The organism is Bifidobacterium catenulatum DSM 16992 = JCM 1194 = LMG 11043 (assembly GCF_001025195.1).
Taxonomy (GTDB): domain Bacteria; phylum Actinomycetota; class Actinomycetes; order Actinomycetales; family Bifidobacteriaceae; genus Bifidobacterium; species Bifidobacterium catenulatum.
The window spans coordinates 992,969-1,005,328 of the sequence record NZ_AP012325.1; the positions used below are offsets into that span (position 1 = coordinate 992,969).

Below are 12,360 nucleotides of genomic sequence, written 5' to 3' on the forward strand. Positions count from 1 at the left end.
CTCCATGATGCTCCTGTGCGCGGCCGTCCTGGTCGCTTGGATCGGAGGCCGGCCATGACGGTCCAGACGCATATGGCGTGGCGGTACCGGAATCCCGCCGACCTGATCGGCCGGCGATGCATCGCGCTCACCGGCATGGATGTCACGTTGGACGGCCCATTGGATCTGATCCGGTTGAGTCCGGTCCACGCGGTCCTGAAATACCGGGGCATAGGACTGCACGTCATCGACTGCGACCTACGCCATCACACGAACAAAACCTCGGACGGCATCCGCGCCGTCGTCATCACGGAAAGCAAACCATGAAACACACCACATCGCATGCCAGGAAATGGCATAGGACCAGTCCATGCCCATACTGCGGCACGAGGAAACCCGGCATCGAACCCTACGCCCGGATCATCGGAGCCAAGATGCACTGCATCTGGATCGCCAAATGCCATGGATGTCCGAACGCCGTCTGGATCACCACCCCGGACGACAGCATCAAAACCGCGATCCGCGGATGGAACCGATACGCCAACGGCGGATGGCGCAAACACCAGGAGGAAACGAAATGAGAAAAACAACACGCATCACACTCAAGGACACAAAATGAGCAATCGAAGTTATTTGGTGCCAAGGCCGCCAGCGTTCGACCATGAGCATCCCAGACCGAAGGAGGAAGGCGAGGTGCTGTACTGCGGAAATTGCCAAAAATGGTACGTATCATGGTTTCCCCTCACCGAAGTCAAAACCATATGGGGCCGCCGCCCCGAATGGTGGATACGCATCTTCCACCGCAAACCATACGAGACGATCATCCAGCAAATACGAAGGGAAACGAAATGAAAGTGAAGAAAACCCTCACGGACATGATCATCAAATGGCATCAGGCCGGATACAGCCTCGATGAGATCGCCCCACTGATGCCACAAGTCCCCAAAGAGGAAATCAAAGCCATCATTCAACAACACCACGAATAACAAGAAACCCGACCTTCCGGCCGGGCTCCTGACACCACCAGAAGACTACCACGCCGGAGGGAATCGAACAAATGAACGAACAAACCAACGAATCCCAACCAACACCAAACCAGACACAACCAGCACAAACCAACCAAAACAAGCCAGCGCTCGCCGGCGTGTGCCTCGTCTGCGGCGGAGAATGCGCTGTCGGCGACACCATGTGCGCGAGATGCGATGGGCTGATGCGCGGCTGGCTGCGGGAATATCCATCATGGTTGGATTCGCTGCATGAGTTCCTGGACTCGACCGCGCACTACGGAGGCCGCCAGCCTGGACGCGTCAACCTTCCATCCGCGCCTACGCCAATCCGATTGCCGGTGCTCGACCACATGCAGGCCATCGAGGATGCCGCAATCGCACTCTGGCGCCGGTTGTACGCTCCGCCCGCCATGCCTTGGGCTACCTGTGACGTGCATCCGCCGCTGGTGGACATGCTGCGTGCCTGCGCCGGCAGTCCTCGACTGCGCCGCATGCCTGACATCGCCGACTTCTACCATGAGTGGGAGTCGATGGTTCGAAAGACGCTGGACATCATCGACGTGCCGCCTGCGAAACATGGCATCGGAAGATGCCCGAACCCGCTGTGCGGAGTCGAATTGACAGCGGCGGTCGGCGCGGTAAGCGTTGCATGTCCCGTGTGCGGCAACACTTACCTTGTGGCGGATGTGCGGTTGGGGTTCCTGAGGGAATGCGTTCGGTCGGGACGCGCGTTCACGGCGGGGGAGTGTGCGGAACTGCTGCGCGAATGCGGATTCCAGTGCAACGCGAACACGATTCGCTCATGGCGCAAGCGCGGCAGGCTCCAACCGGTTGGTGAAAACGTGAAGGGGCAGCCGTTGTACAGGCTTTCCGACGTGCATGGACAGGTCGTGCGACGCGACTCGATTTGACAAAATCGAAAGTGCAACGCACAATTGTCAGTGGATTAGAGGGTTCAAACCGAGGCGACTTGGTTTGAACCCTTTTCATATCCACCTTGGATTCTCCTAACTCCTTGGGCTACGTAACACCGTCCTGTCTGAGCGGCATATCGGACACGCTCCGCCCACTCACGTCAGAGTGGGCATACACCAACAGTGGCAGGCAAGCCAATCCCGCGACTCGCGATGCAGTGAAGCTCAAACCGCCTGTCCATGCCTTCGTAGGAATCAGTGGCAGATCGCACCGGTCGCAGATCTTCGGATCCTCTTCCTTGCGGCCGTATGTATGCGCGGGTTCGACTCCCGCCGAAGGCACCAACCAATCCGAAGCAAAGGAGCAACAATGAAAGACGTACTTCAAGAGATTGCTCACCAGCTCAAACGCATCGCGGACCAAGGCGAGCAAACCACCATGCAGCTCAACCGCGAAGACGCCCTCGCCGCATGGGGACTCCGCATCTACCAAGCCGATTACCTGCGCGCACTCCAACAACTCGGCATCGACATCACGGATTAAATGCGCAGACAACACAAGCCAGACCCAAGAAAAACCAACGGCTGGAAACGCGCACAACTCCGAGCAAGAGTCCTCGCAGCATACGATGTGTGCGCCATCTGCGGCAAACCAGTCGACAAGACACTGAAGACACCACACCCAATGAGCGCCGAAGTCGACGAAATCATCCCAGTCAGCCGAGGCGGCGACCCACTCGCATGGAACAACGTCCAACTCACACACCGATGCTGCAATCAACACAAAAGCAACCATTCAAACGAATGGGCGAAACGCGAAGCCGCGGGCAAACCAACCATCAAACAAAGCTCAATGCCATTCAAAACCATCGGCATCTGACCGGACACCCACGGCAGGTGACCCTACCGCCCCGGTGCTGCCTGCCCCGCCGCATAGGGCTGATTTCTCCCCGAGATTTCAAAACGTGACGATAGGGAAAACGTGACGGAGGTATGACGTTATGAAATGTCTTGAATGCGGCAGGGAATTCCGTCCATCCGGCCGCGGCAAGCCAAGCAAGTACTGTTCAGGCGCATGCAAGGCAAAAGCCTATCGACGCAGGAAGAAGAACAGCGAGATCGTTGCCGTCCCGAAACCGAAGCAGGCGAAAGAGAATGATCCGGCAAGGATCCCGGAGCTTGACCGACGCAGCTTCGAACGGATGATGGACGATTCCTTCGAGGACGTGCTCCGGCACAACCGCGACCGCCTGCGCGCGGCATTGGACGACATCTCGACTCCAGCAAACGCCTTGCCGGCCATCAGCAGACAGCTGATCGCGGTCAGCGAACGGTTGGAGAACATGCAGGGCGGTGGCGGACTGTTCGATGACGATGATGTGACGGAGGTTTCGGAGGATGTCGGAGCGTCGATTGTCTGAACTCGCCCAACGGCTCGTGAAGCCGGAAGGCATCACGTCGAGCGATTTCGCGATGATTGACAAGGCCGCGTGCAAGGCCGGCATACACTTCGACCTGTGGCAGAAGGGCTTCCTCTACCTTCTATTCGGTAAACGCGCGGATGGCAAGTACGCATGCGGCTCCGGTGGCGCGGTATTATCCAGCTGCCGCCAGATCGGCAAGACGTTCACCGTCGGCAACGCGATTTTCATTCTGTGCGCCGGACGGGCGAACACGCTGGTGATCTGGACGGCGCATCATACGCGTACCTCGGACGAGACGTTCGCTGACATGTGCGATATGACGCATAATCCGAAGCTCGCCAGATATGTGGAGAACGTTCGCCGTGCGAACGGCCAGCAGGAGATTCGATTCACGAATGGCAGCCGCATCATGTTCGGCGCCCGTGAGAACGGCTTCGGCCGCGGCCTGCACTCCGCTGACATCGAAGTGTTCGATGAGGCGCAGATCCTCACCGTGAAGGCTTTGGACAATCTGATTCCGATCGTGAACACGAGTCCGAATCCTCTGGTCGTGTTCATGGGCAATCCGCCGAAGCCGGGCGACCAGTCCGAGGCGTTCGGCGAGAAACGCGATCTTGCGCTCGGCGGCGACGCCGAGGGCATGCTGTACGTCGAACTGGCGGCCGACCGTGATGCGGATTCCGACGACCGTGAGGCGTGGGCGAAAGCCAATCCAAGCTATCCGAAGCGCACCAGCGAACAGGCGATCATGCGAATGCGCAACCTGCTCGCCGAAGATTCGTTCAGACGCGAGGCCTTGGGCATCTGGGACGAGCATGTGGCGGTTCGCGCTATTGATCCGAAACTGTGGAAGCAGTCCGAGACCATGCAGGTGCCGGATGGAGGCATTCCGAGTTTCGCCTTGGACATGCCGCCGGACCGCAGCACGCTGGTCATCGGCAATGCCTTGAAGCTGCACGACGGCACGGCCTTGATCCAGATGGCCGCCATCGAGGACGCGCACCGCAACGGCACCCAATGGGCGGTCGAATGGCTGCGTGAACGTTGGCCGGAGACCGCCGCCGTCGTGATCGACGCGCAGTCGCCGGCCATGAGCCTGCTGTCCGAACTGCAGAAGGCTCATGTCCGAGTGACCATCACCTCGATGGCCGAGATGGGACGCGCCTACGGACGATTCCAGGACATGCTCAACGACGGACAGCTGAAACACCTGCCGGACGACGCGCAGCCGCAATTGGCCGCCGCCGTGCGAGGCGCGATCACTCGCAACCTTGGTGCCTCGGGCGCGTTGGCGTGGAACAAGCTCGGAGCCGACGTGGACATCAGCCCATTGGTGGCCTGCACGCTGGCCCTGTACGGTGCGTTCACATCGAAACGTGTTCCAGGACGCAAACAGAGAGTTGGATGATATTTATGGTTGAATTCTCCGCATTGGGGCCGATCTCCGGCATCCCCGACAGCGACATGGACACCGTGCAGCGCCTGTACCGGGTATGGATCAGGAAATACGAGCGCAACGCGTTGAGGACGGAATATTACAACGCCCACGAACGTGTGAAGAACCTCGGCATCGCGGTGCCGGACAAGCTCGCCAGCCGGTTTCACGCATGCGTGGGCTGGCCGGCGAAGGCGGTGAAGACTCTCGCCGACCTGTCCGTCTTCGACGGATTCCACCTACCGGACGGCGAGGATACGCACGGTGTCGAGCAGATCATGGACGCCAACCGCTTCGACCTGATCGTCCCAGAGACCATCATCAACGCCTACACGCACTCATGCGCGTTCCTCACCGTCTTCCAAGACCCGGACGACGGCCGCCGCGTCCGTGTGATACCACGGCCGGCCACATGGTCAGCGGCCATCTGGGACTACATGCGCAACCGCATCAAAGCCGCGTTGACCATCACCGACATCGATGAATACGGCGACGTGACCGACATGAACATATGGCTCCCTAACATGGTCTACCGCTGTTTCAGGAACCACGGCGCATGGAAGGCCGTCGCATGCCCGAACGACTGGCCATATCCAACAGTGGTGCCGGTCTGCTACGACCCGCAGGCCGAACGCCCGTTCGGACGATCACGCATCACCAGACCACTCATGGCACTGACCGACGCGGCCATAAGAACCATGCTCCGCATGGAGGTTGGAGCCGAGTTCTACTCGGCTCCAAGCCTCTGGTTCCTCGGCCTCGACCCAGAAGCGTTCCAGGACAAATGGAGCTCGCTGGTCAGCAGCATCAACTCGGTCAGCCGCGACCAGAACGACGAGATACCAACACTCCAGCAAGTGCGGCAGATGACCATGCAGCCGCACTCCGACATGCTGCGCACCATCGCGCTGATGGTATCCAGCGAGACCAGCATCCCGGTCAACGATCTGGGCATCACCATGGACAATCCAGCCAGCGCCGAGGCGATGATGGCTGCCGAACGCAAGCTCTCGCGCGAAGCCGACCGCCAAAACCACCTGTTCTCGTATGCTCTCGAGGAAACCATACGCATGGTCGTATGCCTCCAGGAACACATACCGCCGTCCGACATGCCAGACACGCTGACCGGGATACGCTGCCAATGGCAGCCGACAAAGGAAATCAGCATCGGAGCCCGAGCCGACGCGTTCAGCAAGATCGCCGGAGTGTCCGAAGCGTTCGCCCGGTCCGAGACCGGCTGGCGGTACGCGGGCTTCGACCACGACGACATCGCGGACATCATGGACACGATCCGCTCGCAGGACGCGCGCGGCATCCTGGACAGGCTCGTCGGCGATGCCGGCAAAGCCCAGAAGCAGGACTCCGAAACGCAGCAGGCCGATGCCACGGAAACCAGGAACGCCGGCGAGTCTGCGGATGTGGGGGGGCTAACGGCATGAAAGCCAAGTTCGATGCGCTGGGCGTCGCGGTCCGCGCCGGAGTCGACCCGGCCAACGCGGCCTCGCTCATCGGTTTGGATGGCGTCAGATTCACCGGACTCCAGCCCGTCTCCCTCAAGAACCCAGACGACGAATGAAACACATGATCGGAGGCCACGATGTCCGGTGACGCGAACCGCACGCCCGACCGCAGCCAGATCGACAGCCTGTCCCAGGCCCAAGCGCGCTCGACGGCGTTGGCGAAGCGCGAGCTTGGCAACGTCTGGGCGGAAATAGCCGATTGGGAGCCAGCCAGACAACGTGACGCGCTGCTCGAACTGGTGCCGGCGATCATCGACAAATACGCCGACACATCCAGCGTCGCGGCCGCCGAATGGTATCAGCGCGTGCGCGACAAGTGGATCTCCGACGATTTCAAAGCACACACGCCGGTAAAGGCGAACGATGACATCAGCAAGCTGATCCGCGCGAACGCCGGCGTCCTGTTCGGCGACGACGCGGACCCGGGGCGGATGCTCCGCTTCCTCAACGCCGTCGTGGACAAGGGCGTGAAGCAGGGAGGACGCGACACTATCCGCTACAACGCGAAACGCGATCCGAAGAAACCACGCTACGCGCGAGTCCCGTCCGGCGCGAAGACGTGCGCGTTCTGCGCCATGCTCGCGTCCCGCGGCTGGGTGTACGAATCAGCCGAAACCGCCGGCGCGATGAACAAATACCATTCCGACTGCGACTGCGAGATCGTACCCAGCTGGGACAAGGACAAGCCGAACATCGAAGGCTACGACCCAGAAAAGCTCTATGAGGACTATGAGAAGGCTTACAAGGCCGCAGGCGACAATCCCACAATGGAAGACGTTCTCGCGGCAATGCGGAGCCAGCCGGGGAAGTACACGGATGGCAGGCTGGTGCCCGTGAAGGTTCCGAAGGATTGGAAGCAGCCGCACGCCCAGAACGAGGATCGTCTGCTTTCGATGAAGGGATTGGCGGATGCCACCGACGCGGAATGGTATCGGCGTCAGGAACGGGCCGGGGTCCCGCATTCGGTGGATACGCTTTACCCGCAGGAGATCGTGTTCCTCGAACGTTTCCAGAATCTCGGCAACCATGTCGAATGGATACCAAGAGACAAGGAAAACGCAACGGCGACAAACGACTTCCGTTGGATTGAAACGAACGAATTGTGCGAATTGAAATCCATGGCGAAAGCAGATTTCGGCAAGATCGCAGACCGCATCACCAAGGCCGTTCGAAGCGCCAAGGAGAATCACGATGTCGTCAAGGACTGTTTCGTCATAGACCTCGGCCAGACGAAGCGTAAGGACAAACTCGTGCACCAATTGGAGAAATACAACGACCGCGAATGGAAAATCCGCAGGCTTTTCATCTTCGACGGTGAAGGGTTCTCGGAAATCGAATTGAAATAAAACAACCGGGAGCACCCCTCCGCTCATTGCGTGTTATTTCAACGCCGCAGAGGACCCCCGGTCTTTCCACATTCTATCACGCTTTTGGTGGGTTGGCCCAGCGGCGACGGCAGGAGCCTGTAAATCTCCGACACCGACACATCGCGGGTTCGAGTCCCGCACCCACCACTCACAGCCCCGGAACGAGGCTTTTTCAATGCCCTGGAACAGGGCGGAAGGAACAGAAGCAATGACCGACGCAGCCACCATCGACAACGCCCAACAGCCGCAGGGGGAGGGTTCGGAGGACGCCCAGTCCACCGAACCGCAGAAGTCTGTGGATTGGAAGGCGAAGTACGAGAACGCCATCAAGCACTCCCGCGAATGGGAGTCCCGCGCGAAGGCCAACAAGGACGCCGCCGACGAACTCGACAGGCTCAAGGAAAGTCAATTGTCCGAAACGGAGAAGCTGACCCGCAGAGCCGAACGAGCCGAGAGGGAACTGTCCGCATTGAAGACAGCCAATCAGGTCAACGCCTGGAAGAACGCGGCGGCCGAACAGTACGAAGTGCCCGCGTCGCTGCTGTTCGGCGCGACCGAGGACGAGATCAACGCGAACGCGAAGGCTCTCTCCGAATGGAAGAACCCGGAACGTTCCGGCGCTTCCGCGCTCGGCGACCCGTCAGGCCTGCCCCAGAAACCACCGAAAAGCGCCGACGACTGGATACGTTCGATCGCCCGGCACAACAAATAAACACTAACGGAAGGAGAAGCCCATGGCTTCCATCGTCAATCAGATGATTGGCTCCACCGACCTCGGCGGCGGCCTCATCCCCACCGAATACTCCAATCAGATCATCCAGGACATCCCGAAGCAGAGCGTCATGCTCTCCCGCGCACGCCAGATCACGATGAGCACCCGCACCCGCACCCAGCCGGTGCTGGACAGCAAGCCCATCGCCTATTGGGTCGGCGGCGACACCGGTTTGAAGCAGACCACGAAGATGAGCTGGAGCGGCCTGAACATCACCGCGGAGGAACTCGCCGCGATCGTGCCGATCCCGGAAGCCGTCATCAACGACGCCGGCATCCCCATCTGGAACGAGGTCATGCCGCGATTGACCGCCGCGATCGGCTACAAGCTCGACCAGGCATGCCTGTTCGGCACCGACAAGCCGTCGAGCTTTCCCGACGGCATCGTCCCGCAGGCCATTGCCGCCGGAAACAAACTCACCCAGGGCACGGACCTAGCGGCCGACGTGGCGACCATGGGCCAGAAGCTCGCCGAACAGGGGTTCGCGATGAACGGTTTCGCAAGCCAGCCTGGACTGAACTGGCAGCTCATCGGCCTGCGCGACAACAACGGCGCGCCAATCTACGTACCATCCCTCGCATCCGGCGCCCCGTCCACCCTGTACGGTTACGGCCTCAACGAAGTGGACAATGGCGCGTGGGATATGACCAAGGCCGTGCTGCTCGGCGCTGACTGGTCTAACTTCGTCATCGGCGTCCGTCAGGACATCACTTTCAAGATGCTCGACCAGGCGCCCATCACCGACGATAATGGCAAGGTCATCCTCAACCTCGCCCAGCAGGATTGCGTCGCCATGCGCGTCGTGTTCCGTGCCGGCTTCCAGATCGCCAATCCGATCAACGACGTGCAGCCGAACAAGTCGAAGCGTTTCCCGGCGTTCGTCATCCAACCGAAGTCCGTCGCCGCCTCCCAGTCGCAACAGACGGTGGAGGACCCACCGGCGTCCGTCATCCAACCGAAGTCCGTCGCCGACTGATGATGTCCGGCGACGACATGATCGCGTTCGCCACCGTCGACGATCTGGTCGCACGTTGGCGCGTCCTGTCCGATTCGGAGGAACGTCAGGCTGAAGTCCTGCTGGATGATGCGAGCGACCTGATCCGCACCGAATGCCCGAGATACGCGGCAGCGAATCCGATGACGTTGAAGCGCATCGCATGCGCGATCGTGAAAAGGGCCATGCTGACTGGTGACGATGCGGCTGGAATCAGCCAGTCCACCCAGACGGCAGGGCCTTTCTCGGAATCGCTCACGTATTCGAATCCGGCCGGCGACCTGTATTTGACGAGCGCTGAGAAGCGGTCTTTGGGATACGGCCGCCAGCGGGCGTTTTCCATCAGCTTGGATGGTGGTGCGGATGCTTGACGGTGAACAGGTTGTCGTGCTCCGTCCCTCCAAGACGGATGGTGGCGGGAAATACAATGCGCAGACCGTGAAATGGTCGGATGAACCGGTGTCCGGCGTGTTGCTGGGCGCGGCCACTCCGGCCGACGTGCAGGACAGCACGCTGCCGAACGCTTTGAGCGTCGACCTGACGGCCTATTTCCCACGAGGATATGACAAGCCACTTCGCGGCTGTCGTATCCGCGCGCGTGATCGTGTCTGGCAGGTCGTCGGCGATCCGATCCCCTTCGATGGCGGCATCAAGCCGACGAAATGGAATCTCGCGGTGAACCTGCATCGGACGGACGGAAGGTGAACTATGACGTGTTTCAAAGTCTCGAAAGAGTGGATGGAGAAGAACGTCCTCACGAATCCGGCCGTCACCGTGGCCTTGGATGCGAAGGCCCGACGCATCGCTCCCATCGTGCAGCGCATCGCCTTGAAGGAAGGCGACCGTGAATACGCGGAATCGGTGCGAATCCATTCAGGTCGCCGTCCGGGCGTGAAGTCCCCGACGCATATCGCGCGACCATACGCGCGGGTCATCATCGGCGACGAGCATGCCACGGAGAAGGAGTACGGTTCCAAGCATTATCCGAAGAAGGGTTTCCTTCGTCGGGCGGTCGCGGAAGCGGGCTGATGGCTTATGGCTTTGACTCTGAAAGGCTCATGGCCGGCGCCACTGCCCATCGTCATCCGATGGCTCGCAGACCACGATATGAAGGTTTTGACCGAGGTGCCGGAGAATCTGTCCGATTCTCTGCCGGTCGTGGTTGTGAGCCTCGCGCCGGGCGGAAGCCTCGACGTCGGCACCTACACGTCTGCTCCCAGCTTGGATGTGGACGTGTTCGCCGCCGACCATGATTCACTGGACGACCTCACGTGCAGGCTGACCGCCGCCCTGTCGACTTTGCAGGGCGCGGGAAACCAGTACGGGTACGTCGATTCCTCCACGCTCACGTCTTTTTCGGAAATCGCCGACGATGATCCGACCGTGCTCCGATGCACGGCCACCGTCACGCTTTCCCTCAGACCACAAAACATCAATATTTAAGGAGCATTAATGGCTGCAACAGATGTGGTCAGCATTCTCGACGACAACAACGGCAACGTCCGAAAGTGGGGTACCCAGCTGCTCGCATTGGCGGACTACTCCACCGCCATGCCGTCGGAATTCTTCGACAAGACCACGAACAAACCGAACGCCCTACCGGACGGTTTCAAGATTCTCGGATACATTTCAACCGATGGCATGAAGATCAGTCGAAGCATCGACTCCTCCGACGTGTCCGCCGTACAGGATCTGGAACCGGTTCGCTCCGACATCACCAGCAAGACCCGCACCCTGCAGGTCACGTTCCTGGAAATGAACGCGTGGGTGAAGGCCGTCGCCCATGGCGTCCCGGTCGCACAGTGGCCAGCCGACAAGAACAACGGCTTCGAATATTCCGATGGCGCGATCAGCGACTTTCCCTACTATCGTCTGCTCGTCCTCATGCAGGACGGCACCGGTGTCGGCGCGCATTACCGTGTCGAGGCGGGCTACAAGGCCAAGGTCACGAACCAGGGCGATCTGACCCATTCGCGCAGCGACGCGGAAGGCGAGGAGACCACGTTCACGTTCTATCGTGACCCGGCCGTAAACAAGAGCTACTACGAGGGCGAGAAGGTCTCGACCGAAGTCTGACAGCCGCTCTTTTTCTGATTCTTCCCCACGACGGCTTTTGTCCCTTTCACCGTCGTGGGGATTTTCTTCTCCATTGTTTGCCGCATGAAAGGGCCGTTTTTTATGAAAGGATTGAAATGGGAGCAAAATACAACCTTCAGGCAGTGAAGGCGAAGTACCTCGAATCGCATCCGACGATTCCGGAATGGATCGAATTCACTTTGGATGACGGCAAGGATGCCACCGTATTCAAAATCCATTCGCCAATCTTCCAGACGAACGAGGAGAAGCGCGCTTTCGTAAGGGCTCAGAAGGCCGATGACGAATTCGAACTGGCGAAAGCACTGCTTGGCGACCAGTGGGAGCGTTACGAGCAAGAGGGCGGTCAAGTGAGCCTGCTGCTCCTGCTGCTCAACGAGGTCGGTTCCGATCTGACCGAAACGGACGCCGAGGGAAACCCTACACGGCAGTAGACCTGCTGACGGCGAACGGGCATGCGGAGGAACTGGAGGCCGCCTTGTGCGCGGTCTACAGTCCACGCGACCCGATCGCCGAATACTGGCAGGGACGGTTGGGCCTTCGCGCATTGCATGCCCTCATCGTGAATATGCCGCCAGACAACGTGTTTTACCGGGCGGTGTCCGGCGATGGTTGGACGGAAGGCGAATGGCTCACGCATGACGTTGGTGAAATGCTCCGCGAACTGCAATTGACGATAGTCAATACGAATCCGCTGGTGGAACGCAAGATCACCGAAGAGGATATCCGGCCACGCATCCTGCCGCCCACGCGACGGCGGGACGAATCCGTGACGGAAGACCCTGACAGGGAATTGCGGATGCGCGAGCGGAAGGAACTCATGGCCTTGGCTTTGGGCCGGTGAGATTAGGAAG

General features: G+C 59.9%; 19 protein-coding genes and 2 tRNA genes. All 21 read left to right on the forward strand.

Translation table 11 applies throughout. From position 1 onward, the window contains the following. Positions 1 to 54 precede the first annotated feature (54 nt). The 21 genes from BBCT_RS04215 to BBCT_RS04305 all read left to right on the forward strand — a co-directional run bounded on the left by BBCT_RS04215 (position 55) and on the right by BBCT_RS04305 (position 12,350). Entirely contained in the window at positions 55 to 306 is a 252-nt protein-coding gene (locus BBCT_RS04215; protein ID WP_003834984.1) for a hypothetical protein, read from the forward strand. Between the two features lie 521 nt (positions 307 to 827). Continuing rightward, entirely contained in the window at positions 828 to 965 is a 138-nt protein-coding gene (locus tag BBCT_RS04225) for an antitoxin (RefSeq protein ID WP_231858093.1), read from the forward strand. Positions 966 to 1,036: 71 nt separating this feature from the next. Continuing rightward, positions 1,037 to 1,897, forward strand: a complete 861-nt coding sequence (locus BBCT_RS04230) for a hypothetical protein (RefSeq protein ID WP_003834980.1) — start codon at positions 1,037 to 1,039, stop codon at positions 1,895 to 1,897. 245 nt (positions 1,898 to 2,142) lie between these two features. Next, positions 2,143 to 2,245 (forward strand) — tRNA-OTHER (locus BBCT_RS09130). Positions 2,246 to 2,270: 25 nt separating this feature from the next. Then, a complete protein-coding gene (locus tag BBCT_RS09135) occupies positions 2,271 to 2,444 on the forward strand; it encodes a hypothetical protein (protein WP_155812146.1) in 174 nt (57 codons plus the stop codon). Continuing rightward, a complete protein-coding gene (locus BBCT_RS09610; protein ID WP_033512883.1) occupies positions 2,445 to 2,780 on the forward strand; it encodes an HNH endonuclease in 336 nt (111 codons plus the stop codon). It abuts the gene before it with no gap. Between the two features lie 121 nt (positions 2,781 to 2,901). Beyond that, complete coding sequence (locus tag BBCT_RS04240) at positions 2,902 to 3,321, forward strand: hypothetical protein (protein WP_003834978.1); 420 nt, start codon at positions 2,902 to 2,904, stop codon at positions 3,319 to 3,321. Then, the gene (locus BBCT_RS04245; protein ID WP_003834977.1) at positions 3,299 to 4,732 is read left to right on the forward strand and encodes a hypothetical protein; all 1,434 of its coding nucleotides are present in this window, start codon (positions 3,299 to 3,301) and stop codon (positions 4,730 to 4,732) included. The genes BBCT_RS04240 and BBCT_RS04245 overlap by 23 nt, the downstream gene beginning before the upstream one ends. A gap of 5 nt (positions 4,733 to 4,737) precedes the next feature. After that, positions 4,738 to 6,198 (forward strand): phage portal protein, encoded by a 1,461-nt coding sequence (locus BBCT_RS04250; protein ID WP_157835507.1) that lies wholly within the window; start codon positions 4,738 to 4,740, stop codon positions 6,196 to 6,198. After that, on the forward strand, positions 6,195 to 6,335 hold the full coding sequence (locus BBCT_RS09140; RefSeq protein WP_003834975.1) for a hypothetical protein: 141 nt from the start codon (positions 6,195 to 6,197) through the stop codon (positions 6,333 to 6,335). The genes BBCT_RS04250 and BBCT_RS09140 overlap by 4 nt, the downstream gene beginning before the upstream one ends. Positions 6,336 to 6,356: 21 nt before the next feature. Further along, positions 6,357 to 7,625, forward strand: a complete 1,269-nt coding sequence (locus BBCT_RS04255; RefSeq protein ID WP_003834974.1) for a VG15 protein — start codon at positions 6,357 to 6,359, stop codon at positions 7,623 to 7,625. Positions 7,626 to 7,711: 86 nt separating this feature from the next. Further along, positions 7,712 to 7,793 (forward strand) — tRNA-Tyr (locus tag BBCT_RS04260). A 61-nt stretch (positions 7,794 to 7,854) separates the two neighbouring features. Continuing rightward, positions 7,855 to 8,358 (forward strand): hypothetical protein, encoded by a 504-nt coding sequence (locus BBCT_RS04265; protein ID WP_047750629.1) that lies wholly within the window; start codon positions 7,855 to 7,857, stop codon positions 8,356 to 8,358. Positions 8,359 to 8,380: 22 nt separating this feature from the next. Then, positions 8,381 to 9,394, forward strand: coding sequence for a phage major capsid protein (locus BBCT_RS04270; protein WP_003834972.1), 1,014 nt, complete (start codon positions 8,381 to 8,383; stop codon positions 9,392 to 9,394). Beyond that, complete coding sequence (locus BBCT_RS04275; protein ID WP_003834971.1) at positions 9,394 to 9,783, forward strand: Gp19/Gp15/Gp42 family protein; 390 nt, start codon at positions 9,394 to 9,396, stop codon at positions 9,781 to 9,783. Before BBCT_RS04270 ends, BBCT_RS04275 begins: the two co-directional genes overlap by 1 nt. Beyond that, complete coding sequence (locus tag BBCT_RS04280) at positions 9,776 to 10,117, forward strand: hypothetical protein (protein ID WP_003834970.1); 342 nt, start codon at positions 9,776 to 9,778, stop codon at positions 10,115 to 10,117. Before BBCT_RS04275 ends, BBCT_RS04280 begins: the two co-directional genes overlap by 8 nt. Positions 10,118 to 10,120: 3 nt before the next feature. Further along, positions 10,121 to 10,441, forward strand: a complete 321-nt coding sequence (locus BBCT_RS04285) for a hypothetical protein (protein ID WP_003834969.1) — start codon at positions 10,121 to 10,123, stop codon at positions 10,439 to 10,441. A 78-nt stretch (positions 10,442 to 10,519) separates the two neighbouring features. Next, complete coding sequence (locus tag BBCT_RS04290) at positions 10,520 to 10,855, forward strand: hypothetical protein (protein ID WP_128805883.1); 336 nt, start codon at positions 10,520 to 10,522, stop codon at positions 10,853 to 10,855. 9 nt (positions 10,856 to 10,864) lie between these two features. Further along, complete coding sequence (locus tag BBCT_RS08600) at positions 10,865 to 11,488, forward strand: phage tail tube protein (RefSeq protein ID WP_003834967.1); 624 nt, start codon at positions 10,865 to 10,867, stop codon at positions 11,486 to 11,488. 116 nt (positions 11,489 to 11,604) lie between these two features. Then, on the forward strand, positions 11,605 to 11,940 hold the full coding sequence (locus tag BBCT_RS04300) for a hypothetical protein (protein WP_003834966.1): 336 nt from the start codon (positions 11,605 to 11,607) through the stop codon (positions 11,938 to 11,940). A gap of 44 nt (positions 11,941 to 11,984) precedes the next feature. After that, the gene (locus tag BBCT_RS04305) at positions 11,985 to 12,350 is read left to right on the forward strand and encodes a hypothetical protein (RefSeq protein ID WP_003834965.1); all 366 of its coding nucleotides are present in this window, start codon (positions 11,985 to 11,987) and stop codon (positions 12,348 to 12,350) included. Positions 12,351 to 12,360: the final 10 nt, after the last annotated feature.